Genomic DNA, 26236 nt, shown 5'->3' on the forward strand with positions numbered 1-26236 from the left:
TTATTTTTGATATGATTCTAAAAAATAATTAAACAAAGTGGAGCTAATACAGCCAAACCAACAGGTATAATATTTTCCCGATAATGATTTGTAACAAATAAACCTGTTAAAATTGAAATTTCATCCTCGGCATTTGTTTCGATACTACCACTAAATGTATTGGCAGAAGAATTAATCTGAATCTGCTTATCATTCTGCATCACCCATTTTGTATTAAATAAAGTATTATATCTCCAATATTGATAATTGGAATTTAAGTGAATTTCTGCTTTTCTTTTCCAGGCCGTAAATTTGATATCTCCTATTTTAACATCAGATTCATCATAGATTTCACTTGATCTTTTAAAGAATCCTTTACTGTAGTACTTAAATTTTTTACCATTCATTTCAGCTTCACTCCATGCTGAGAATTTATGCTTTGTTAATTGGCCTATTTCTTTGCTTTCGGAGTAAATTTTGTAAGTATTTGTGAAAATACTTTTCTTCCAGATTAGTGTTTTCATCTTATTAAGGTTTAGTACGTTATCTCTAAATTTAAGAAATTGTAAGCACTTAATTCTAATTTTAAACCTTATTTATATTTCTGTGGAAATATTTTTTCTAACATTTCCTCCAGAGTAAGGATTATCAGTAGTTTATTTTTAGGATAAAATTGGTAATCTCGCTAGAACTAGACTAGCAGATGTGTTTTTTATTTTAATAGACAAATTCTAATACCAGAGAATTATACGCCGGAACAATTAATTTTACTCCTTGTTCAATAAGTTCTTCACTTCCAATTTTGCAAGTATAATTCGAAAGTAAATCTCTAAATTTTATTTTAATGGGGCGTGGAATATCCATTACTTCCAGAGCATGAGAAGGAACTTTTAAATGAAGATGTTGAATCTGAGAATCAAAATTACAAACAAACAAGAGCTTTTGTTCATTCGAATGTCGCAAAAAAGAGTAAATTATATCTGAATTAAAGAAAGCAGAATCTTTATTTTGCCACATTAAATCGTAAAATTCACCTTCCGAAATAGCTGTTTGTTTTCCTAGTTTTAAAATATCAGCGTAAACTTGCCTAAGTTTATTCTGTTCTGCTGAAAGTAATTTTCCATCATACTTGCCCGAATTCATCCATTTTAAATGTTCAGGTACAGTCCAGTAATCGAAAATTGTAGTTCTGCCATCATTACCGCTAAATCCTGATGCTCCATTTGCAGCTTCGCCAACTTCCTGACCAAAATATATCATTGCTGGGCCTTTGTGCATGCAGGTAGAAAGTAGCATGGCAGGTAATGCTTTTTCGGCATCTCCGGCAAAAAAAGAGGAGGCAATTCGTTGTTCGTCGTGGTTTTCCAAAAAACGGAGCATGTAAGCATCCAAATTATTTAAGCTTTGCCAGCAGTTGGAAATCTCGCGGGCTGGTTTTTCTTTACGGATAATTCCTTTTAAAGTATCGTACAAGCCAACTTTATCGTACAGGTAATCGAATTTTCCCTGGCAGATATAGGTTTCGTAAAAATTGGGATTGTATACTTCGGCAATGAAAATTATTTCCGGGAATTCAGATTTTACCTTTGTGATTACCCAATTCCAAAATTCTGCAGGTACCATTTCTGCCATATCGCAGCGAAATCCATCTACTCCTTTTTGTGCCCAATATAAAAGAATGTCTTTCATTTTGTGCCAGGTATCAGGAATCGGATCGAAATAACTGGAGTGTTCATTCATATAATCGATACCGTAATTTAATTTCACGGTTTCGTACCAGTCGTTACTATTTGGATAGGCCGAAAATTGATCGTTGCCTGTGGCTTTGGCCGGATTTTCGTGATAGTTGTTATTGGGAAATTTATTTTTTAAATCATCAGGCAAATGTAATTCTTCATTGGGCAAATAGTAAAAATTATTAGCAGGAGAGAAGGCATGAGTAGTATCGTCGTTTTCACCAAAATCACTAATTCCTTCAGGTTTCATATCCGATTTGTATTCCCTTGCCAGATGATTGGGAACAAAATCAATAATAACTTTTAAATTGTTTTGATGTGTTCTATTGATTAAAGCTTGAAATTCTTCCATTCTTTGGCTAACATTTTCTGCTAAATCAGGATTTACATCGTAATAATCTATTATGGCGTAAGGAGAACCTGCTTTCCCTTTAATAACAAGAGGCTCGCCATTGGGAATATTGTGTTCTGGATATCCCTGAGCAATTGCATGTTCAATAACTCCTGTGTACCAAATATGGTTTATACCCAATGCCTTAATTTCCTGCAAGGCCAAATCTGTAATGTCATTAAATTTTCCGCAGCCATTTTCACTTCTCGATCCGTTAAGCTTTAGCTGATTTGTAGTATTACCAAACAATCGGGGTAGCAACTGGTATATTATGATTTTTTCTTTGTTCATACTTAAAAAATGCTTTTAGGTGGAACATGTTTAAATACCAAAGCTGTTCTGCTTGGCAAGTACAAATATAATCGGTGCTTTTCCGACAGTTGAACTTCTGGTTTCGAATAGTAATTCAATGTGTCATCAAAACGATTAAAGCCACCATATTCAGTGTTGTCGGAATCGAGTAAAACTTCATATTTACCTGCTTTAACTGGTATTCCGTAATAAGTAAAAGATTTATTGGGGTTTAAATTGAATACAAACACCAGGTCTTTTCGCTGTATAGCTAGTACCTGATCGTTTTCGTTAGCAGCCAAACATTTTATGTCAGAGTCAGCAATAAAGTTATGCTCTGTTTGTAAGGAAATCATATTTTTATCGAATAGGTTTAAATGTTCGAATCGTAATTCTGAATTATCAAGCAAACTCCACTGCCTGCGTGCATGTTTGTACGACCAATTGTTTCCTTCTCTGGGAAAATCAATCCATTCGGGATGACCAAATTCGTTACCCATAAAATTCAGGTAGCCATTTCCGGCGCAGCAAATAGTCATTAATCGAATCATCTTATGAAGAGCAATCCCTCTGTCTACAATTAGGTTTTCGCTTGTTTTGTCCATGCTGTCATACATGGCTTTATCAATTAAACGAAAAATTATGGTTTTATCTCCTACTAATGCCTGATCGTGAGATTCGGCATAGCTAATTGTTTTTTCTTCTAATCGTTTGTTCGAAAGTTCGTAAAATATATTACCAACATTCCAGTTTTCATCGGCAATTTCTTTAATTAGTTTTATCCAGTAATCGGGTATTCCCATTGCTAAACGAAAATCGAAACCCAGACCACCATTTTTAATGGGTGCCGCCAAGCCCGGATAGCCACTCATTTCTTCGGCAATACTTATTGAGTTTGGATTGTATTCTTTCATTAGTTTGTTGGCAAGTGTAAGGTAACAAATCGCATCCTCGTCTTGTGTGCCATCAAAATACATACTATAGTCGGTAAAATCTTTCGATAATCCATGATCGTAGTATAGCATACTGGTAACTCCATCAAAGCGATATCCATCGAAATGATATTCTTCAAGCCAATACTTAATATTGGAAAGCAGAAGGTGTATTACTTCGGGCTTTTCGTAGTTGTAGCACAAAGAATCCCACGCAGGATGCTCTCGTCTGTCATTATCATGAAAAAACTGATAGGGAGAACCATCGAATAAACCAATCCCTTCCAACTCATTTTTTACAGCATGAGAATGAATTATGTCCATTATTACCATAATTTCCATGCTATGAGCAGTATCGATAAGTTGTTTTAGCTCTTCAGGCGTTCCAAAGCGCGATGAGGCTGCAAATAAACTGGATACATGATATCCGAACGATCCGTAGTAGGGATGTTCCTGAATAGCCATTAACTGAATGGTATTGTAACCGGCTTTTTTAATGCGGGGTAATACTAACTCGCGAAATTCATTGAATGATCCAAGACCTTCTTTTTCTGTGGACATGCCAATGTGAGCTTCATAAATTAAAGGATTCTGAATTTTTTTTCTGTTGTTGTCATAATTCCATTTGTAAGCTTTTTCGGGTTGCCATACTTGTGCCGAAAAAAGTTTGCTTTCCTCGTTCTGAACAACTCTGTTTGCCCAAACGGGAATTCTTTCTCCACATCCGCCATTCCAGTGTACAAATAGTTTATAAACATCCTGATGTTTGAGTTTGCTGCACGGAACTCGTAGTTCAAAATTGCCATTTGATATTTTTTCGAATTTGAATTCATCTACTTCTTTCCAGTTGGAAAAATCTCCAATTAAGAAAATTTGAGTGGCATTGGGTGCCCATTCACGAATAATAAAATGGTCATTTTTGTGATGGATACCATAATAGTAATGGCCGTTTGCAAAATCAGAAAGAGAATTTTCGCATAGATCCTTTTCCTTTTTAGTGGCTATATCAATTCGTTTTTCAATAACATATTGGTAGGGTTTTAAGTAAGTATCGGAAGTAACAATTTTTGCTTGTTTAGTCATAACTAGTTTTTAATATTTGTCTGTACTATTTGTTTGGGCATATAGTTTTAAAGATACAATAAATCTGTTATTATTATCTTAAATTGATATGAAGAATGGGAGGAAAACAGGGAAGAATTTAATGCAAACCTTTTAAATTATTATAAAGTTGAAGAGCTTTATTTATAAGGTATTAATAATTTTTAATAAGTAGATTTTTGTCCTAATTAAGTAAAAAGAAAGAATGGTGATTAACTTATATTTTGATTATCTTTTAATAAGTAAAAAATAAGAGTTCTTTTTTTGCAATACGAAATAATTTAGTGTTTTAATGGATTTTATTTCGTTCTAATTTAAATTATTTTGCTGTTTTAGCCAAATTAGATAAGAAATGAGCCAAATACAACATTTTGTGATTTAAAAAATCAATTATTTCACATTGTAAACGTTTTAAATAATTGCAGCAGATTTTTTTGTAGCATATTCTGTAATATGTAGATAAAGAATTTAGTTCTACAAAAGACTGTTAAAAACTTATTCTATGAAAAAATTTATAAATAAAGTTGACGATGTTGTTGTTGAACAAATGCAAGGTATGGCTGCAGCACATGCAGATATTAAAATTTGTGTGGAACCAAAATACATGTATCGTTCAGATTCACCTAATTCAGAAAAAGTAGCACTCGTTTCGGGTGGTGGTAGTGGTCATGAACCAATGCATGGTGGCTTTGTAGGATTCGGAATGTTAGATGGAGCCTGTCCGGGAGAAATGTTTACCTCTCCAACTCCCGATCAAATGCTGGAATGTGCCAGCAAAGTAAATGGTGGACCAGGAGTTTTATTTATTGTGAAAAATTATACTGGTGATGTGATGAATTTCGATATGGCAACAGAAATGTTACACGAAGAGGGAATTCCCGTGCAAAGTATACTTGTTGATGATGATGTTGCTGTTAAAGATAGCCTTTATACTGCAGGAAGACGTGGTGTTGGAACAACAGTATTATTGGAAAAAATTGTTGGTGGAGCAGCCGAAGCAGGATATAATTTAGATCAGTGTGCCGATCTTGCCAGAAAAGTAAATACAAATGGCAGATCAATGGGAATTGCATTAACATCTTGTACTGTGCCAGCTGCAGGGAAACCAAATTTCGAAATTAGCGATGAAGAAATAGAATTTGGGGTTGGTATTCATGGCGAACCAGGACGCAAAAGAATAGCTCATACTACTGCCGATGAACTTACAAGCATGATGGCTAATGGAATTTTGGAAGATGAGGCCTACACAAGAGTGGTTAGAGAATGGGATAGAGTAAAAGGAGAGTGGGAAGAGAAAGAAATTACCAATGAGCCATTAAAAAAGGGTGATGAGGTAATTGTAATGGTCAATAGTTTAGGAGGAACTCCTCTTTCTGAATTGTATGTTGTATATAGAAAATTAGCAGAAATTTGTGAAGCAAAAGGAATAAAAATTGTTGAAAAATTGGTTGGTTCCTATATTACTTCTCTGGAAATGCAGGGGTGTACCATTACAATGCTTAAAGCCGATTCTGAAATTAAGAAATTTTGGAATGCTCCGGTTAACACTCCGGGTATGCGCTGGGGTGTGTAGTTTTTTAACTTGAATCATAAAAAAAATAAAGTTGGGATGTCCATTTATATTTGAGGCATCCTGACTTATTATAATAAAATTTGATTCCGATAAATTGGAATTGATATTCTTAATTAATAAAACAAATATCATGAATGTAATATCGCAGATGCTAATTAATAATTGGTTGAAAGAAATAGCAGTGGTGATGGGGCAAAATAAAGATTACCTTTCTCAGTTGGATGCTGCAATTGGTGATGCCGATCATGGAATAAATATGAACAGAGGATTCCAAAAAGTTTTGGCAAAAACAGAATCTTTCGAAGGCCAGGATATAGGTGCAATTCTTAAGAATACCGGAATGACTTTAATCTCTAGTGTTGGTGGAGCTGCAGGACCACTTTACGGGAAGTTTTTTATGCAAATGGGCATTTCTTTAAAGGGAAAAATGGAACTAAGTCTCGAAGACTTAAGTAATGGAATATGCAAAGGATTAGACGGAGTTAAGGGAATAGGAAAAGCCTCGGTGGGCGATAAAACTATGGTAGATGTTTGGGAACCTGTTGTTAAATCTTTGCAAGAATCGTATAGTGAGAACGAGACATTAGAGTTGGCAGCAGAGAAGATGGCTACAGCTGCTGAGACAGGAATGAAATCGACTATTAATATGATTGCTAAAAAAGGACGAGCAAGCTATTTGGGAGAGAGAAGCATTGGACATCAGGATCCGGGAGCAACCTCTTCATGTTTAATTGTAAAGATATTACAGGATATTATTATTGAAAATAAATAGGAAAAAATGATAGGGCTGGTAATTGTTTCGCACAGTAAGATGTTGGCAGAGGGAGTAAAAGAACTTGCTTTACAAATGGGACAGAATAAGGTGAAGATTGAGGCTGCTGGAGGAATCGATGATGATGAAAATCCCATTGGCACCGATCCAATGAAAATAGAAGAGGCTATTCGAGGGGCTTATTCAGAGGATGGAGTGCTCGTATTAATGGATATTGGAAGTGCCATTATGAGTGCCGAAATTGCTTTGGAATTTTTGGAAGATGATATTCGAAATAAAGTAGTTTTGTGTGAAGCTCCTTTGGTTGAAGGTGCTATTGCTGCTGCTGCTCAAGCCATGTCTGGTTCCAATTTGAAAGAAGTAATTAACGAGGCAAAGAATTCCTTACAAGCTAAAAATGTTCTTTTACAGGATGAGGAAAATCAGGAAATAATTCCCGATGAGAAGAATACCGAATTGGAAACAGCTACGCGTAACTTACAAATTATTGTTCCCAATAAGCTGGGTTTGCACGCCAGACCAGCAGCTAAACTAATCGAAATTGTAAATACTTTCGAAGCTCATGCTCTTGTAGCTGTAGACGATAAAAAGCCGGTTTCGGCTTCAAGTATAAGTTTGGTGGGTACTTTAGGTGCAAAGCAGGGTGAAATATTAAACTTTACTCTCTCAGGAAAAGATACAGATAAGCTGGAAAAAGCATTGCTGGATTTTCAGGCATCTAATTTTGGTGATGAGGATAAAGAAATTATTGATTCTTCCAAAACAGTAGAGAAGGTAAAGTCTGAATCCGAAGGAATTCAGGGTATTGCGGCTTCTTCTGGAATTGCTATTGCTAAAGCAATTTGGTTTAAAAAGGATCTTCCAGTTATTGAAAAAGAACATATTAATAATGTTGAACATGAAATTATACTTTTACAGGAGGCCATTAAACGTGTAAGTAACGATTTGGATTCTATTCAGCAAAAAATAGCTAATAAACTTAAGGATAATGAGGCTCAGATACTTGATTTTCATAAGCTTCTTTTGAAGGATCAGGATTTGTACGAGTCTGTTGTAAATATGATCAGAGAGAAATTTGTGAAGGCCTCTTTTGCCTGGTCGTGCCAAGTTAAAAAACTGGAAAAGCAGTATTTGGCTATGAGTAATGAGTACCTGCGCGAACGTGCTTTGGATGTGGTGGAGATTGGAAATAAAGTTCTTCTTGAACTTTTAGGAGAGCCTAAAAGTAAAATAGTTCTTAAAGAAGAATGTATTATTGTTACCGATGAACTAGGGCCAGCCGAAACAATGGATTTAGATTTGAATTTGCTTAAAGGGATTGTTACCAGGGCTGGAGGAGAAACTTCTCATTCGGCAATTTTGGCTCGTTCGCTTGGTATTCCTGCCATTGTGGGACTTGGCGATCAAATCGATAAAATCCCGAATAAGGAAACTCTTGCTATTGATGGTGTTTCTGGTGAAATCTGGACGAAAAATCATTCCAACATAATTGACGATTTAAGAAAACGCAAAAAAATAGATGATGAAATGCGAGAGAGTTCGCAGGCGAAAGCCAAAGCTCCTGCTTGCACAAAAGATGGAAAAACTTTTCAGATATTAGCAAATGTAAGTGGTGCAAAAGAAGCGAAAATTGCATTCGAAAATGGCGCCGAAGGTGTAGGTTTATTTAGAACAGAATTTTTGTTCATGAATCGGGATGAAATGCCATCTGAAGAGGAACAATATCAGGCATACAAAGAAGTTTGTATGAGTATGAAAGGATATTCTGTTTGCATAAGAACCTTGGATGTGGGTGGAGACAAGCCAATTCCATATTTGGATATTCCAGAGGAGAATAATCCATTTTTAGGACTACGGGGAATTCGTTATTGTTTACAGAATACTGAACTTTTTAAAACACAATTGCGTGCAATTTGTCGTTTATCGGCCAACTATAATGTTCGAATAATGTATCCAATGGTTGGTGTTATTGAAGAAGTTATTTCGGCCAATATGCTTTTACGTGAGGTTCAGCAGGATCTGTTAAAAGAAGGAATAGATTTTTCACCCAATATGAGTGTAGGAGTGATGATGGAAGTACCTTCGAGCATCTTTTTTATTCCTCAATTGGCAAATGAATTAGATTTTTTAAGCATAGGAACAAATGATCTTACCCAGTATTTACTGGCTTTAGATCGCGATAATAGTAGTGTTGCAAAATATCACAGCCCATTTCATCCGGCAGTATTAGAGGCAATAAGAGAGATTTTAATGCGTTCGAAAAAAGCCGGTCTCGAGGTAAGTATGTGTGGAGAGCTTGCAGGAAATATAAAAGCTACCAATTTATTACTTGCCTTAGGACTTGAGAAGTTTAGCATGAATGGACCAGCAATACCGGCTGTAAAAGAGAGAATCAGGGAAATTAATTTTTCTGGGCATAAATTACTTAAGGATAAACTTAGTCCAATTCGTACTCTTAACGAACTAAAAAGTGCTATTGGGCAGTCTTAAGATTTATAAATGCTAAAAGTTGATTAAAAATTTTAACTTCATAACAAATTAATGGATTTACAGTATTGCAAGTTTGCTTTGTTTTAAACTTGCAATACTGTTTCCAAACAAAATAAACAGCAGTGATTAGCAAGGAACTTAAAGCATATTTTGAACAATCGGAGGTCTGCAAAATTTTAGAATCCGATCAGCAATATATTGTTTATTATTCCAATACTAATCAGGAAATTTTAGAGAAATTTTTTATTGGTGAGCATACCTTAATGTTTATTTTAAAAGGTAATAAAGGTGTTGTTACGCCAAATCATTATTATCGGGTAGAGGAAGGCGAAGCTATTTTTATTAAAAAGGGGTCCATTCTTGTAAATGAAAAATTATTGCAGGGAAATCAAAATTCGGGTATTTTCATTTTCTTAAAAGAGGATTTTATAATAGAGTTTGTAGATAAGTACAAACACATGCTTCATTCTTCAGAAGCCCTTGATATAGAGACTTGGGGAGCTTATCAATATCAAATGGATTCCTGGATGCAAGTGTATATTTCTTCTTTGATTTCGTATTTTCAGGTTCTTCCGCCACCTGCCCCCGAATTGTTAAGTAACAAATTAAACGAGCTTCTTTTGGTTCTGATACTTGGACAGGAACGCAGCTATTTTATAAGCTTTTTAAGAGAGATTCTAATGGTTCGTCAATCGGCTATCGATACGGTTTTGCAATCGAATATTTATCGTAACTTAAATGTTGAACATTTGGCATTTCTCTCCAACAAAAGCTTGTCTCAGTTTAAGCGCGAATTTAAAAAGAAATACAATGACAGTCCAGCCAATTGGATACGAACAAAACGTTTGGAGTACTCTTCACATTTGCTAATTAGTACCGATAAATCGGTAAATGATATTTGCTGGGATTCTGGTTTTTCTAATGTTTCTCATTTTTGCCAGCTTTTTCAAAAACATTATGGTAATTCTCCATTAAAATACCGCCATTTAATACGCGATTAGTATCAAGTTATTTTGCCCTGGTTTTAGTACTTGTTTTTAAGTTTATATGCACATAGCTTTTTCTGTAACTACCTAAATTAAAATAGCTCAAACTTTATTGTTTAGTCTGTAGATATTTTAATAGCTGAAATAAAATGATTTAATTTAGATTGTGTAAAGCAATAAAAAGCAGTAACTTAAGTATTATTCACAAAAAACTGGCTATTATGAGAAAAATATTATTGTTTATTGCTATGGCTTTGTTTTATACTGTTGGCATGGCTCAGTCTGAACGTTTTTTAGTGTTTGAGTTTATGAAGGTTGCCGATGGTATGGATACAGATTATTGGGAAACCGAAACATTCTTTGAGAAAATTCACGAGCAACGATTAGAAAGTGGAGAAATACAATCCTGGGATCTTTGGTCGCTAAAGCCAGGAGGAACAGAGCAGGGATATCAGTACTTAACCGTTACAGTTTATAACGATCCTGTTAAAGCAATGGCAGGAGGTGATACATTCGAAGCGGCTAAAAAGGCTTATCCTGATATGAGAGATGAGGAGTTAAAAATTAAATTAAAGGAGAGTCTTAGTTCTCGGGAATTAAGCAAAAGAATATTTCTAAAACTTGTAAAGTCGACTGAAGATAATTTTAAAATGGGAGTAGGATCGGTAATGCGAATGAATTTTATGGAGGCTGTCGAAGGGAAATTTCAAGAATACGAACAAGCTGAATTAGATGTGTTTTTACCAATTCATCAGAAAAAAGTAAATGAAGAAAGCTTGAGTCACTGGGCACTTGCCAGAGTTTTAATGCCTTCGGGTAGTAAAGCAAGAATGACTCACATGACTTTTGATTGGTTTAATGGATATTTGCATTATTTCGATACTTATGGTCATCATCAAGCGTTTAATGTTGATGTGGAAACACAGAAAAAAATTGATGCGGCAATTAAGCTAAGAGATTTGAACTGGACTTATTTGGCCACCTTGAAAAAGACTGTGAAGTAGCAGCTCTAAAATTGGAATTCCGATTTTAGTTTTACTTTCGGGTTTTACAATAAAAATATAAAGAAGAGACGCAGCTAGTTGCGTCTTTTCTTATTTTATAAAGCTTGTTCAATTCGAAGTTTAATTCGCTGTGGAATTTTAGTATAAGCTTTAGGCGTTAATTTGAATCATTACCAAACTGGCATCATCCATTTTTTTTAAACGAGGATAAGTTTTGCATAAAGAATCTTTCTTCTGAAGATTTCTAATATCCGCAAGAATTTTATCAGCAGAACTGTTTTTTAACTGTTTGTAAAAATCTATGGCATCGGAACTTAAATTGAAATGTTCGTAATGTTCTGCAAAGCCATCGGTAAAAGAACAAATATTACGAATCTGATTTTTCGGAAAAGAAAGAATCTGATTATTATTTAATAGTAGCTTATCAAAACCTAAAATATCATAACCATTTGCTGTGTTTTTTAATTTTCTGTTTTCCATAAGAAGCTGTTGTATTAATAGTTTTGATTCTTCCGATTCGGCAATATTCTGTTGCTGTAAAGTATTTAATTTATGAATAACTTTATTATCTAGTTTAGAAACTCTCGAATCGTAAATACAGCATATTTTTTTATTTGTAAACTCAATAACATTTGTACAATCGCCAATATTTATCAGAATTATCTCTTCTGCTTTTTCAATAATAAAAACCATCGAGGCCGAAGGTTCATTTAGTTTTTGTGCTTTGTAGCCCAGTAACTTATAATGCCTTTGTCGAATTTCAGAAAGCATATCATTAATAAAATCCTGATAATTGACTTTTATATCGAAGCGATTATGGATAAAATCAACAACTTCGTTTACAAACCAAACAGCATCGCTTGTAGCCTTGGGAATTAGTTTTTTTTCAAGTCCGGTCGATCCATCAAGTAATACAATAATACTATTTCCGGTGTATATTTTGTCTTCGTTAAATAAGTTACCCTTGGATGTAATTTGATTAAGAATTTTCATAAACAGTTTAACTTGTAAATATTTTTGTAAGTAAAACAATTAATGCACCTAAAACAAATACAATTAAACTTGGAACCGATTTTTTATTCCACCCGTGTAAAACAAAGCCAAATCCTCCAAAAACAGCTATTAATGCGCCAAACAGAACAATTATAAGACTACTTGCCTGGTTGAAAGTTTGTTTGTTAACAATTTGTATACTTCCAATTGTGAAACTTACAATGGCAGCAAAGAAACCTAGAAATTCAAGATTTTTAATGTTTACTTCTTTAAATTTTTGATCGATTTCGGTCTTAGATTGTTCAATAAGTTTTTTATTACTAATAAGGTTGTTGTTAAGTTCGGCTTTTTGTTGGTTCGATTGAACTAAAAGCAGATAATACTGATAGTTTCCTAATCGCACAACATAATCTGATTTACTCGAATCTTCAATATCTATGGCTCTTTTAATATTTTCTCTGGCAGCAATATAATCTCCTGTAAAGGCAAGTATTCTTCCTTTGGTGCAATAATATTTGGCATAATTTGGATCCAGTTCTATTGCATCGTGTATGGCCTCAACAGCTTTTTCTATCCAATTTTCTTTAATCGTATCTTGTGTTTTCGAATCGGAATCTTCAATTGCAGAGATTACTGTTTCGGCAAAGTTATGCACAATACCTGCATTGTGGCGAATATTTAAATAGGCTTCGTACGATTTTTGAATTACACGAATAACATCGCGTCCAATTCCTTTTTCTTTAAGGTATAAAACAATAAGGTGAGGCCATGTGGCATTATCTCTAAATTCACTTTCGTGATGTAGTACCAGTTTTTCGAGCAAACTAATATCTTTTTTGCGTCTGTAAAGAATCGATAATCCATAAAAAGCTGCATATCTTAATTTTTCCTCTGCATCAGATTCTAATATTTCACTTAAGTTTTTTCTAAGCTCATTATTATCTTCTCTTTCCACCAGTGAGGTTAAAGCAACTTCGAAATTACGATGTGTTTGCTCAGGCAATTTACCTAAGATGTTTAGATACTTATTATGCATGAATGGAATGTTAAAAGTGTATTTTTTTCTTGAAAGTAAGCTAATTTATGAAATGAAGATAGTTTAACAAAATTGCTTGCTTGAGAATTTAATTTTAAAATTCTATTTAAAGAAAATCTAAGTAATGGAAAAAAGACTAACTGTTTTCTTATTAGCATTTTACATTAACGAGATCTTCAATTACGTCTTCGAGTTTTTCGTTGGCCTTTAGATTTAATTTTTTACGCAGGCGATAACGGGCAGTATTAACACTCGAGGGCGAAATCATTAATATTCCGGCCATTTCGCGGGTAGAAAGACCAAGTTTTAGTAAAGTAAAAATTTTATGCTCGTTGCGGGTAAGTGCCGGATATCGTTTTTTTAATTCGGGAATAAAACATGGATTTCTTTTTGTGAACAGTTGCATGTATTTTTCCCAATCTTCTTCGGTTGCAAGCTTTGTATTTAGTAGAGCTTGTGCTTCGTTAAATTCTTCTTTCGATTCGAAATCGGACTTATTGCTAAGTAGTTTTTCTTTTAATTCGGAAATAATATTCTCCTTTTTTTCTATTAATAGTTGAGTTTTTTCTATGGTTGATTTATCAATTTCGGATTGTTTAATCAACTTTTTATGTTCCGAGGTTTTGGTATGTATCTCTAACTTTAGTTTTTTGTTACGTTTTCGTATATATATCATCAAAAGGCTAATAACTAGCAAGGATAAAAGAATGTAGAAAGTTCTTATGAGAATAATTCGGTTAAATAATTTTTTATTTTCTTTTGTGAGTTTGTCTTTCTCTCTCTTAGCCATCTGAATCGCAAAATCATTGTCTTTTTTGTAAAGAAGTAAAACATCTTCGCGATGATGTAACTTATAATTAAGGCTATCAGCTTTTTTAAGAAAGAAAAGAGCACTATCGGTCTTATTTATATTGCTGTATGTTTGTGAGAGCGCTTTTGCAATTTCTACCTGATCTTTAATCATACTAAGCTTGGAATGATTTTTCCAGGCAGTAATAAAGTGATTTTTTGCTTGTGTACTATTATGTATCGATAAGTAATATTCTCCAAGTAATTTTTGTCCGTAAGTTTTTAAAGCTTTCGAATTAATTTGAGAGGCTATCTGATTGCCTTTAGTAATTGTTTTTAGAGCTTTTTCAGGATTATTTTCGAAATGAAGGTATGTATACGATTTAGATAAATAGTATGAACTTATGGCATTTTTAATATCGTATTTTGTACTTATTTTTTTTAAAATATCTAAATAAAATGCCGACGAATCTTTGTCTTGTTGTTGAATTTTAGAAATGCTTAAATTTACGTAATCAATGGTAGTTTGAGTATACAAACCTTCGTGTTTATGCAGTTTTATTGCTTTATGAAGGTATTTGTCGGCATCTTTATAATTGTGCCATTTAATCATTAACCGGCCAAGTTGCTGATATGCTTTTGCTGTAGCCTTAGTGTCTTCCTTTTCGATGAAAAATTTAATTCCATCGAAAATCATATCAACTCCTTTTTTTAAATCTCCGGCAATATCGTAACACAATCCTAGGTTCTGAAGAATATAGGATATTTTGAAAATATCATTTTCTTTTTTGGCAATTTGTAAAGCATTTTGGTAGTGATTAATCGCCTTATTTGTTTCTCCTATGTTAGAATATAGTGCTCCTAAATAAGCCTGATCCATATAAATAAAATCAGAGTTTTTACTTTCCTTACTTATTTTGGCAGCTTTTAAAAGATAAGCTTCGGCTTTACTAAAATCGATACCCCTATTGTAAAGAAAAGAGATATTAGAATAGAAATGGCGAAGCAAACGATCGTTTAAATCGGAGTTTTGCTTTATATTATCAAGAAAAAATTGAATTCCTTCGTTTAATTTAGATGCATACCAATACGTATAACTTAATTGCTTTAAATTGGCACTAAAATAATTTTCAGCAACATTCGTTTGTTTTGTTTTAATTAAGTCTAATGAAAATTTATATCCAGATATAAAGCTTTTTATGGCAAGATCGTACCGATGCAATCCCTGATAATTTCTACTTTGCAGATATAAAGCTTGTAACTTTTCTTTAGACCTGTTCAGTTTATTTGATAAATAAAATGCTTCTTCGAGCTTTTGTAAAGATTCCTGATACTTTTTGTTTGAATATAAACCCGAACACCAGAAAAGTTTAGATTTTAAAAGTGCAATAGAATCGTTTAGCACACTTGCTTGTCGATTACACTTTGTAGCGTAAAATAAAATAGTATCTCCATTGTTACCGTAAGCAAATTCTTCGGCAATTTTTAGGTTTGTATAAAGGAGTTTTTTCCCCGATTGTAAATTTGAAATGTGTATAAGCGAGTCCGTTTTTTCACTACATAATCCTGAAAAAATTATTGATAAAAGCAGTACAATTAAGAAAAAACATTTAGGCATAATATATGGTATTGTTAAGGCAAGTGTAAAAATAGATAAAACTATATTTTTCAGCAAATACTAATGTTTTAGAGAGTATTTGTTTTAGGTGTCTGAAAAAGAAAAGTTTGGAGTATGATATATACAATGTCTATATTATTGTCTATTGCCATTTTTTTTCTCTCTTATAGGAAGTTCACATATTTGTTACTTCAAAAAACACACTAGTTTAATTGTGATGAATGCATGGATTTATTAGGTAAATAATCAAAATAAATTGATGGGGTGATTCACGTTTAATATAATTTAATCATCTATTAATACTATTACTAAATGGAGAAAAAATTTACACTTAAAAAATTGTTTGTTGTTGGTGTTTGCACATTTGCTGCTTGTTTATTTCTAAATTCTTGTGGATCTGGTTCTGGAATGTTTTCTAAAGGTAGAGATGAATTTAGAATTGCGAAAAGTGAAATGAGCAAGGGAAATGCTTTAAGTGCATTAGATCATGCTTTTAATGCCATAATTACCGATCCTGAAGTTAAAGGATTTAAAAAATTTATGTATACACATTTTAATAGCACAATTGCCAATACGAAATCTTTTCTCGGACAGTCTGAGAATACAACAACTATTGCGCAGGCTGAAAAGCGCGTTGCTACATATAAATTATTAGTATCTATTTACGGTAAAGTTCAACAGGTCGATTTGCCTTTTGTTGATCCGAAAGGAAAATGGGAGTGGACAACAAATTTTGTCGATTATTCAGCGCAGGCAAGTGCTTCAGTTGAGTATGCCTTTAATCTGATAATGAAACAGGGAAAAGAGGATCTTGACAATGCCCGAGTTAAAGAAGCTTACGAAAAATTATCTAAAGCATATAGTAAGTATTGTTCTTCTGAAAAAAGAAGTGAAACAGCTACTTTAATTACAAAATATTTTACTGATTTTGGAAAAGCAAATCAGGAGACTTCGGATATTCCAGCTCTTGAGCTGGCACATAAGGCCTGGGGATATGCTTTAAAATTTACACCAAGCTTAAGCGAAGCTTCTGTTGCAAAAGATAAGTTAGAGAAAAAAATTGCCGAGATCTATTATAAAGATGGATTAGAGCTGTTGGCATCGAGCAATGTTGATGATAATATTAAATCGGTAGATCAATTTAAACTGGCATTAAAATGGAATGCAAGTCATGCCGATGCTAAAAATTCTATTGTAGTTGCTACCGAAAAAATTGCAGAGTTTTACTATGCTTCGGCATTAAAAATGGAAAAATCTTCGAAAAGCAATAAAGATGCTATTATTGCTTTGTACCGAAGTGCTCAAAAATGGATTCCCGATTATAAAGACTCTATGTATCGCATTTATTCGTTAAATGTGGGCAGCGAGCTTATTACTCTTAAGAAAAATTTAGCCGAAACAAGAAAGCAGTATACAGCACTAACCGGACGATTACAAAATGTTTCGGCTGCTGTTGATAAGAGTAATGAAGTAATGGAGATGGTGACCTATGTTTCGGATCAGACAAGAAGTTTGAATACGAAAATGAAGAGTGTAGGTAGTACCTTAAAAGCTCTTAACCTGATTCCTGTGGTGGGGACTGTAAGTTCTGTTACATCCAGATCATTATCAGTTGCACAAAAGCCTGTTGGAGGATTGGTAGATAAGTTTAATACTATTGAACGTCCGTTTATAGATCCAACAAAAACAGCTGTAGGACAAGTAAAGGCAACTGTTGATGCCATTAAAGGAATGGTTGCTACAACCAAACTAGTGCTTGCAAAAAGCGAAAAAACTGTTGCTACGATTGATGATTGTATCAAGACATTGAAAAAAGAAAGCGACTTTAAAAAAGTTGAAGGTGCCGTTAAAGAGATTAATAAGGGTTTAAAAGGTACATCTGCACAGATGAGAACCTTAAACAATAGTTTAACTACCTTCGAAAAAGGTGCTAAAGCTCTTGCGGTAATGCACTCTCCGGCTAAAAAAATTAAAAGTGGAGTTAGTAAAATTAAACCTACCTTAGATAAGGCAAGTTCAGTTACTCACGAAATGGATAAAGTGCTGAAAAAAGAATTTGGTTTTACAGGGCCTATTTCGCGTCATAAATATTCAATGTCTTTGTACAAGGCTTTAACCGCAGGAGGAAAAATTGCAGAAAAAATTGCCGATATAGGGATGAAAGCCGCTAAACCTATCATGAAAAAAATGAAAATTAGTTTTCCAACAGTTCCTGGTGTTGATGAGCTAAAAGGAAAGTTAGATGTTGTTAAAAAAGAGTACAACAGCATTAAAATGGAGACTGTAAAAATTAAAGATTCGTATAAAAAATATACCGATTACGAAGCTGCAATTAAAAATAACCTTAATAAAATTGTAGCAACTACTGGTTGTGGCGAAAAAGTTGGAACAAGCACATCTACCACAGCTAAATAAACTTCTTAAATAATCTATTTGCCCTAAAACCTATGTAAACAAATCCCCAATTGAAGCAATTCTTTTGGGGATTTAATTTTATAAAAATTAAAGAAATATTTGAGGGTTGTATATTCATCTAGTCCGTTTCGGGATCGAAAAATTACTTGAGAAAAGCTGGAGATAATACATTATCGTCTAAATTAATGAAAATGAAAAATAGACATCAGTAGCTTAAAGATTTAGGTCGTTTGTAGAATTAGATTGTAATGTTCTACTAAAACCTCTTTACCATTGGTAAAGAGGTTTTAGTATATAACAAAGGAGGTAATAAGGAAATTTTATGTCTTTAAATTTTTTAATTGCAATTTCCTATTATTAATTACTTGATCTATATTTCTTCTATCTTTACGGCCGACAATAAGTCGAAATAATTATAAGCACATAAAATCATGTCTTTTAGCTCTTTGGGTTTACCTCAATCATTACAAAAAGCATTACAAAATCAGAAATATACCGACGCATATCCAATTCAGAAAGAGGCAATTCCTGCCATTTTAAAGAAAAAAGATGTGTTGGGAATTGCACAAACAGGATCGGGAAAAACAGCCAGTTACGTATTGCCTGTTCTTACAAATTTGCAGGGAGGACGCATTTCTAAAAATCGCCATATTAAAACATTAGTATTGGTTCCTACTCGCGAATTAGCTTTGCAGGTTTTTGAAGTATTTCAGCAGTTTTCACAGGCACTTTCCGAGCCTGTAAAATGCCTGGCTGTTCATGGGGGAGTCTCCATTAATCCGCAGATGAAAGCAATGCAAAATGTAAATGTTTTAATTGCAACTCCTGGTCGTTTATTAGAGTTAGAAGATTCGAATGCAGTGCATTTATCAGAAATTGAATGTTTGGTTTTAGACGAAGCCGACAAGATGTTAAACATGGGTTTTGCCGACGAAATGAATCGTATATTCGCACTTCTACCTAAAAAACGTCAGAATTTACTATTCTCGGCAACACTAAGTAAAAATGTAGATGATGTAAAGCAGGTTCTTTTAAAAGATCCTTTGATAATAAAAATAGAAGCTAAGGTCGATAGTATCGATTTAATCGATCAGATTGCCTATTCCATAGCCGAAGAGAAAAAAGGCCCTTTCCTGCGCCAGCTTATTAGACAGAATAATTTAAAGCAAGTACTCGTATTTACCTCTTCGGCACACAGAGCCGATGCAGTTGCTTATAAATTAAGTAAGAACGGAATTCAGGCAACAAGCACACATAGCAAGAAAAGTCAGGGAGCCAGAACCGAAAATCTGCGAAAGTTTAAAACAGGAAAACTTCGCGTTTTAGTTGCCACCGATTTGTTAACCAGAGGAATAGATATTGAGTTTTTGCCTTATGTTGTGAACTACGATTTACCACGTTCGCCTAATGATTATATTCACCGAATTGGTAGAACCGGAAGAGCCGAATCGCCAGGCGAAGCAATAGCATTTGTTACCGCCAATGATGAACATCACTTTAGGGTAATTCAGAAAAAAATGGGCAAAAGAGTAAAGCTTATCGATACAAAAGATATCGACATAAAAGGATAAGAAAAAATCGAAAACAAGAATAAATATCAATTTGTTATGAATACAATAACAGATTGGTATTTTTTTTGTAATTGCCGCAAAGTAAACCAGATTTTACACCAATTTTAATTAGCATTTATTTAGAAATATTAAATGCATAACAAACACTTCTTACTTATTAATTAGTCTAAAAATCAAATTTCTAAATACTTTTTCGGATAGGTAAAAACATTCTGCCTTAAAAATATACCCGCAGCAGTAAAGCCGTGCAATTTGTTTTCTAACGCCGTACTTTGTTTGTGGTATAAATTGATTGTTGTATGAAGATCCTTGCATTTATCAATGAATCCCGGTAGGGGCTTCCATAAGTTCAGACTTTGTTCCTGTGCATATATCACGATCATTTTGGCATCGCTTTTATCAGTTTTGTTATGTTGTAGTTTCATTTGTAAAAATCGTTTAATAACCAATGGGATTATAACCGAAACCCGAACATGGTTTTCAAATAAGAACACCGCATGCTGATAATAATTGCTGGTATATTCCATTACACACCAATTTTTTTGGGAAAGAAATAGATGTAATTCAGCAAATCCTTCAGGAGTGTTTTTAAACTGTTTGTGCTCAAATTTGGTACTCCAGATATCAAATACTTTTTTAGAAATGTCGATACCTATAAAATGTGTATTTTTATTCATAGTAAAAGATTTATAAAAGAACGAAGCTACTTTGATATAGCAACCTAAAAAACAGACTCTAATGGCCCAGAGAACCAATCGTATTCAAGTAGTGACAGAGTGGAGATCTTCATTGTTGACGAGTTTAAATACTCAATGTATAAAATAACCTTGCTCCATTCTTTTGTTCTTTAGTTAACTCTTTAAGATAATAATTTGTAAACTTAGGATGTATAAAAACATAAGTGGATCAGTGGTTTGCGGAAGCTTGGAGCATTTAATTAACTCCGCCAAATCTGCGATTTGACAGGATGTTTTAAAACTTTAAATCTGTGTCAAAACGCAAATTTGGCTCAGTGCAACTTGACAAGTATGAGCTTCGAAATCACTTACGTTTCTTATACTCACTATTAGCGATTACATGTCGTTGACATAGTATTATGTTGTAAATAAGGCGTCTTAAATTATTTGGCAAATTTCAATTATATTCTACAAGTTATTAAATCAAGAATTTTTATCAACGGTTTGATAATTAAAGCAGGTCTAATTCTTAGCAGTTTAATAGGTGTTTTATCGAGATAGTTTTGGTAAGTATGATAAAAAAATATTTTTTTACTGCACTCTTTTTGCAGCTTTCAGCTTCATTTGTGTTTTACTAAAGCACATTTATTCCACTTTGCTTTACAAAATTTTTTATGTTTTATTTGGATGGTATATTAATTATTAATATAATTGTTATAGTAACGAGTTATGTATAATTTAATATGATATTTCAAGATGCATAAAACAACTTAATCTGTCTAATATTTTTTTTCTCTGCAAATATATTTACTCAACAAAGTAGCGATACATCTCATATTTCGGAAATAGAATCAATATTTTACTCATTTTACCGAAGTTCTTGTGTTTTAGGTAAATTAATTGTATAAATTTTAATGCTTTAATATAGAATTTGCAGGCGGAAACCGAAAAGCCTTAAATAGAGTAGGTATTTAAAATTATATTATTATGAAAAAGAAAAGTTTAAACAGAAAATTGGTTTTAAAAAAAGAAACAATCTCTAATTTAAACATGAGTGAAGTAAAAGGGGGGCGACTTCCTGGGGGGCAAACTGGGGATAATGGATGTGATGGTACCTGGGTTTCTGTACTTTATTGCGATGATAAACCAGCGACTGCCATGGCTTGTAGCATGCCGTGTGCAATTGAAAAGCGCCCAACATTTGCACTTTGTTAGTAACAACATTCTAGAAACCTATTAAATACCAAATCAAGAGCTAGTACATTGTATTAGCTCTTTTAATTAAAATTATTATGGATTGGGAGAAAATACCTGAATTAAATAGAACAAAAATTGAATCAAAACTTTCCCAGTTTGAAGAAATATTAATATCGCAAAAGGAAGTATATGAGAGTGGGCAAGGACTTATGGGGGGTAAGTTGGGAGTTGCCTTGTTTTTTTTATATTATGCTAAATTAACAGATAAGCAAGAACCATATGATTTTGGATTAGAATTAATATCTAAAGTATTTGATGATATAAATAATGGATTTAATTTTCATACACATGCAAGTGGCTTAGCAGGTATTGGTACAACATTAACAATATTAACTGAAGCAGATTTGTTAGATGCTGATTTAAATGAGGTTTTAGAGGGGCTTGATGAATACTTGTATACTTTAATGATATTTGAAATTCAGAAAGGAAATTATGATTTCTTGCATGGAGCAGTTGGTTTAGGTTTATACTTCATAAAAAGAAAAACAAATGATTCAAAAAAATATTTGACTGAGTTCATAAAAGAATTGGATAAAATTGCGACAAAAGACGAAGAAGGAATTAGATGGTTATCAGTTTTAGATCGTGAGAAACATACAAAAGGGAATAACTTAAGTTTGTCTCATGGTTTGGCAAGTATAATTGTAATTTTAAGTAAAATTTATAAACTAGGAATTGAAAAGGAAATGTCTTTGGAATTGCTAGAAGGTTCAGTAAAGTATTTGTTAAATCAACAACTCGATAGTTTAAAATTTCACTCTATTTTTCCTTCTTATGTTGGCGCTGATTCTCCTACAAATAGCAGATTGGCATGGTGCTACGGCGATTTAGGTATAGGAATAGCCTTGTGGGTAACAGGTAACTATGTAGGTAAAGATGAATGGAAAAATATAGCAGTTGAAATCTTATTAAATACAACCGATAGAGCCGGGATTGCACAAACTGGTGTTGTTGATGCAGGATTGTGTCATGGAGCTGCAGGCAACGCACATATTTATAACCGAATGTTTAAATATACTGGAATTACTGAGTTTAAGAAAGCTTCGGACTATTGGTTTAGTAAAACTTTCGAAATGTCTGTGCACGATGATACGCTTTCTGGATTTAAAGCGTTTAGAACTAAAGAATTTGGTGGACCTTGCGAAGAACTGGGATTTTTAGAAGGAATTGCTGGTATCGGTTTAAGCTTAATCTCTGCAATATCTGATGTAGAACCATCCTGGGATGAATGTTTATTATTATCATAAAAAAGAAGATTTGCAAATAGAAAATACATATGAGTAAGATCACATATAAAAGTTTTGATAAATTTGTTTTAAGAATTCCCTTGCTTTCTCTGAATTATATTCAATCTATATTTAGCGATCAGAATGTATCTGATGAGGATTTAAAAGAGATTTGCCAAGATCCAAAGATTCAGGAAGCTATTTTTCTTGCATCCCCAGTATTGTATAGCCAATTGTTAAAATGGTTAAATAATGAACTTTCAAAAACAAAAGATATTGAACGATTAAAAGAATCGCTTACTAAGTATTTATTAAGAATGGGAAGTCGATGCACACCATTTGGTTTATTTGCCGGTTATGGTTTGGGGGAAATTGGTGATAAAAATAAAATAGAGCTAGACGATGACCAAAAGTATTATGCACATCTAAGGTTGGATATGAACTATCTTTGTGCATTAGCTATAGATTTATCTAAAATTAAAGAGATCAAAGAGCAAATCATATTTTTCCCTAACTCAAGTATATATAAATCAGGAGATAAATTAAGATATGTTGAATATCGTTACAATAATAGTAAAAGGAATCATTTTGTAATAGCTGTTGAAGACTCTGAATATTTACAACAAGTATTAAATACTTCAAAAGAAGGTGCTCAAATTAAGGATTTAGCAAACCTCTTAGTTGATGATGAAATTTCGTTTGATGAAGCTAAATCATTCATAGAAGAACTTATTGATAGCCAATTGCTAATTAGCGAATTGGAGCCATCAGTTACAGGCGCAGAGTTTCTTAATCAAATAATTGATATTTTAAAACCGCTCAAAAATATTGATCACATTATTGATTTACTTAAAGAGTTTGAAAATGATATTGTCAATATTAGAAATAAAGCAATCGGAATTCCTGCAGATATTTATAAAAAAATAAGTGAGAAACTGTCAAATCTTGAAACGAAGTACGATATAAAATATTTATTTCAAACTGATTTAGTAATTTCTGCTAAGGAATTAGAATTAAATTCAGATATTTCAAACGAAATATTAAAAGGTATTGAATTAATGAACAAATTAACGCCTAAGAGAGCTAACGAAAATCTATTAAAGTTCAAAGAAGCGTTTTATGAAAGATACGAAGAGAGGGAAGTACCTTTATTACAAGCATTGGATGTTGAATCAGGAGTTGGTTATATTCAAAATACAGGAAGTGGAGATCTAAATCCATTAGTAGATGATCTAGCATTACCTGCAACTAATCAACAAAATGATTATAACATTAATTGGAATAAAGTACAGTCCCTTTTACTTAAAAAGTATAATGAAACCTTATCTAAAGGTTTACATGAAATAGAAATTACCGACGAAGATGTTAAAGATTTTAATGCTGATTGGGATGATTTACCCTCCACGTTTAATGCAATGGTGGAAATTATTTCATCATCAAGGATTGATGAGAAACCAATAATAAAATTTAGTTCTGCCGGAGGATCTTCAGCTGCTAATTTATTAGGAAGGTTTTGTCATAGCAGCTCCGATTTATATAACTATGTAAATAGAATTACAGAAACTGAAAAAGAAATATTTCAAGATTCTATTTTAGCAGAGATTGTTCATTTACCAGAATCAAGAACAGGAAACATCTTACTAAGACCTCAATTAAGAGATTTTGAAATACCTTATTTGGCTAAATCTTTGGTTTCTAAAGAGAATCAGATTTCTATTAAAGATTTAGTAGTTTCAGTTAAATACGGACGAAGAGTAGTATTGCGTTCAAAATCATTAAATAAAGAGATTATTCCAAGATTAAGTAATGCTCATAATTTTTCTTTTAACGCATTACCAGTTTACCAGTTTTTATGTGATTTGCAAACTCAAGATTTAAGAGCTGGAGTTGGTTTTAATTGGGGAGCATTATCAAATGAGTATAGTTACTTGCCAAGAGTAAATTTTAAAAACATTATACTATCCGAAGCAACTTGGAATATTAAAAAGGAAGAGTTTAAGCAAACAATTGAAGCTAAGGATGATGCAAGTATTGAAAAAGAAGCTAAACTATGGAAAATGAAATGTAATCTACCTGATTATGTATTATTAGCAGATGGAGATAACGAACTATTATTAAACTTAAATAATTTGTTATGCATTAAAACATTGTTGTCGCTCGTTAAAAAACGTCCTGGATTTCAGTTAAAAGAGTTTTTATTTGGTACTGAAAAGGCTCTCGTTAAAAGGGGACAAGAGAGTTTTACGAATCAGGTAATATTTTCATTTTACAAATCTCAGACCCAGATGCCAAACGGACAAGTAGAAAATAATTTTGAGTAAGTTATGATTGAATCACAAAGCATTGTAAAACGCACTTTTATACTAGGCGATGAATGGTTGTATTATAAGTTATATTGTGGCCCTAAAACGGCTGACGATATCCTAGTGCAAATAATAAAACCAGTAGCCGAAAAACTTCTTTCAAAAAAAATAATTGACAAATGGTTTTTTATAAGGTATACTGATCCCAAAACGCATTTACGGGTCAGATTTCATTATAATAACCCTGAATATATTTATCATATAATTAGTTTGATTAATAATGCTTCACTTTCATTTATTGAAAACGATTTGTTGTGGAAAATTCAAACAGATACATATCAACGAGAAATAGAAAGATATGGTGAAAATACTATTGAATTGGCTGAAGAACTCTTTTTTCATGATAGTGAAATGATTATTAATATGATTGATATGATTGAAGGAGATGAAGGAGAAATAATCCGATGGTTGTTTGCTGTTAAAGCGATAGATAGTTTATTGAATGATTTTAATTACGATGATCAACAAAAATTAGATTTGCTGGAAAGTCTAAAGGAAGGTTTTGGACGAGAGTTTGGTATGAACAAAATGCTAAAACTGCAGCTTGATAAGAAGTTTAGAAATAAACGCAAAGAGATCAGTGAAATATTGAATAAAGAGCTTGATTCTCAAAGTAAGATGAAGCCATTATTTGAATTATTAGAACTAAAATCATTAAAAATAAAGCGCATCGTTGATAAGATATTATTATTTCAAAAGGAGGAAATGCTAGTTCGTTCATTGGATGATTTAATGGGAAGTTACATACATATGCTGTTGAATAGATTATTTAAATCTAAGCAACGATTACATGAAATGGTATTGTATGATTTTTTATATAGAAATTACAAATCGGAGATAGCTAAAAAAAAGTATAAGCCTCAATTGCAAAAGGTGGGATAATAATATCAAATCTTTCAACTATTCGGACACTATCCCGCAAAGTGTGTAAATGAAATTTATAGGGTTAGGCGTTTAGTCTGACCCTATCTTCAAATATAGTTAAAAACTGATTTAAGATCACTCCCCAATTTCTGATTGGCATGGTCCATTTTTT

18 protein-coding genes are annotated in these 26236 nt (G+C 32.9%); 11 read left to right on the forward strand and 7 right to left on the reverse strand.

Annotation, left to right across the window (positions count from 1 at the left end; genetic code table 11):
* Positions 1 to 17: 17 nt before the first annotated feature.
* The 3 genes from ACT3CE_RS10155 to ACT3CE_RS10165 form a co-directional block, all read right to left on the reverse strand.
* Positions 18 to 503, reverse strand: coding sequence for a hypothetical protein (locus ACT3CE_RS10155; protein ID WP_444709661.1), 486 nt, complete (start codon positions 501 to 503; stop codon positions 18 to 20).
* Between the two features lie 193 nt (positions 504 to 696).
* On the reverse strand, positions 697 to 2397 hold the full coding sequence (locus ACT3CE_RS10160) for an alpha-amylase family protein (protein WP_444709662.1): 1701 nt from the start codon (positions 2395 to 2397) through the stop codon (positions 697 to 699).
* A gap of 2 nt (positions 2398 to 2399) precedes the next feature.
* On the reverse strand, positions 2400 to 4412 hold the full coding sequence (locus tag ACT3CE_RS10165; RefSeq protein ID WP_444709663.1) for an alpha amylase C-terminal domain-containing protein: 2013 nt from the start codon (positions 4410 to 4412) through the stop codon (positions 2400 to 2402).
* A 520-nt stretch (positions 4413 to 4932) separates the two neighbouring features.
* Between ACT3CE_RS10165 and dhaK the strand changes: the two genes are divergently transcribed.
* From dhaK to ACT3CE_RS10190, 5 genes are all read left to right on the forward strand, one after another.
* Positions 4933 to 6003: a dihydroxyacetone kinase subunit DhaK gene (dhaK, locus tag ACT3CE_RS10170; protein WP_444709664.1), complete on the forward strand. Its 1071-nt coding sequence runs from the start codon at positions 4933 to 4935 to the stop codon at positions 6001 to 6003.
* Positions 6004 to 6133: 130 nt separating this feature from the next.
* Entirely contained in the window at positions 6134 to 6775 is a 642-nt protein-coding gene (gene dhaL / locus ACT3CE_RS10175; protein WP_444709665.1) for a dihydroxyacetone kinase subunit DhaL, read from the forward strand.
* 6 nt (positions 6776 to 6781) lie between these two features.
* The gene (ptsP, locus tag ACT3CE_RS10180; protein WP_444709666.1) at positions 6782 to 9265 is read left to right on the forward strand and encodes a phosphoenolpyruvate--protein phosphotransferase; all 2484 of its coding nucleotides are present in this window, start codon (positions 6782 to 6784) and stop codon (positions 9263 to 9265) included.
* Positions 9266 to 9387: 122 nt separating this feature from the next.
* A complete protein-coding gene (locus ACT3CE_RS10185; RefSeq protein WP_444709667.1) occupies positions 9388 to 10266 on the forward strand; it encodes a helix-turn-helix domain-containing protein in 879 nt (292 codons plus the stop codon).
* A 206-nt stretch (positions 10267 to 10472) separates the two neighbouring features.
* Positions 10473 to 11255 carry a hypothetical protein gene (locus ACT3CE_RS10190; RefSeq protein ID WP_444709668.1) on the forward strand — a complete coding sequence of 261 codons (783 nt, stop codon included), beginning with the start codon at positions 10473 to 10475 and terminating at the stop codon, positions 11253 to 11255.
* A gap of 150 nt (positions 11256 to 11405) precedes the next feature.
* Here the strand turns inward: ACT3CE_RS10190 and ACT3CE_RS10195 are convergent, their stop codons facing one another.
* The 3 genes from ACT3CE_RS10195 to ACT3CE_RS10205 all read right to left on the reverse strand — a co-directional run bounded on the left by ACT3CE_RS10195 (position 11406) and on the right by ACT3CE_RS10205 (position 15748).
* Positions 11406 to 12248, reverse strand: coding sequence for a protein phosphatase 2C domain-containing protein (locus ACT3CE_RS10195; RefSeq protein WP_444709669.1), 843 nt, complete (start codon positions 12246 to 12248; stop codon positions 11406 to 11408).
* 7 nt (positions 12249 to 12255) lie between these two features.
* Entirely contained in the window at positions 12256 to 13284 is a 1029-nt protein-coding gene (locus ACT3CE_RS10200) for a hypothetical protein (protein ID WP_444709670.1), read from the reverse strand.
* Positions 13285 to 13435: 151 nt separating this feature from the next.
* A complete protein-coding gene (locus tag ACT3CE_RS10205) occupies positions 13436 to 15748 on the reverse strand; it encodes a LuxR C-terminal-related transcriptional regulator (protein ID WP_444709671.1) in 2313 nt (770 codons plus the stop codon).
* Between the two features lie 255 nt (positions 15749 to 16003).
* On the opposite strand from ACT3CE_RS10205, the gene ACT3CE_RS10210 reads away from it, so the two are divergent.
* Positions 16004 to 18106 (forward strand): hypothetical protein, encoded by a 2103-nt coding sequence (locus tag ACT3CE_RS10210; RefSeq protein ID WP_444709672.1) that lies wholly within the window; start codon positions 16004 to 16006, stop codon positions 18104 to 18106.
* Positions 18107 to 18537: 431 nt separating this feature from the next.
* Positions 18538 to 19677, forward strand: coding sequence for a DEAD/DEAH box helicase (locus ACT3CE_RS10215; RefSeq protein ID WP_444709673.1), 1140 nt, complete (start codon positions 18538 to 18540; stop codon positions 19675 to 19677).
* Positions 19678 to 19850: 173 nt separating this feature from the next.
* Here the strand turns inward: ACT3CE_RS10215 and ACT3CE_RS10220 are convergent, their stop codons facing one another.
* Positions 19851 to 20354: an IS110 family transposase gene (locus tag ACT3CE_RS10220; RefSeq protein ID WP_444709674.1), complete on the reverse strand. Its 504-nt coding sequence runs from the start codon at positions 20352 to 20354 to the stop codon at positions 19851 to 19853.
* 987 nt (positions 20355 to 21341) lie between these two features.
* On the opposite strand from ACT3CE_RS10220, the gene ACT3CE_RS10225 reads away from it, so the two are divergent.
* From ACT3CE_RS10225 to ACT3CE_RS10240, 4 genes are all read left to right on the forward strand, one after another.
* On the forward strand, positions 21342 to 21569 hold the full coding sequence (locus ACT3CE_RS10225; RefSeq protein WP_444709675.1) for a class I lanthipeptide: 228 nt from the start codon (positions 21342 to 21344) through the stop codon (positions 21567 to 21569).
* A 77-nt stretch (positions 21570 to 21646) separates the two neighbouring features.
* Positions 21647 to 22858 (forward strand): lanthionine synthetase C family protein, encoded by a 1212-nt coding sequence (locus ACT3CE_RS10230; protein ID WP_444709676.1) that lies wholly within the window; start codon positions 21647 to 21649, stop codon positions 22856 to 22858.
* A 29-nt stretch (positions 22859 to 22887) separates the two neighbouring features.
* Entirely contained in the window at positions 22888 to 25158 is a 2271-nt protein-coding gene (locus tag ACT3CE_RS10235; protein ID WP_444709677.1) for a lantibiotic dehydratase family protein, read from the forward strand.
* A 3-nt stretch (positions 25159 to 25161) separates the two neighbouring features.
* Positions 25162 to 26082, forward strand: coding sequence for a thiopeptide-type bacteriocin biosynthesis protein (locus ACT3CE_RS10240; RefSeq protein ID WP_444709678.1), 921 nt, complete (start codon positions 25162 to 25164; stop codon positions 26080 to 26082).
* Positions 26083 to 26236 lie beyond the last annotated feature (154 nt).

The sequence above is a fragment of the Marinifilum sp. RC60d5 genome, assembly GCF_052400665.1.
GTDB lineage: Bacteria > Bacteroidota > Bacteroidia > Bacteroidales > Marinifilaceae > JBQTGK01.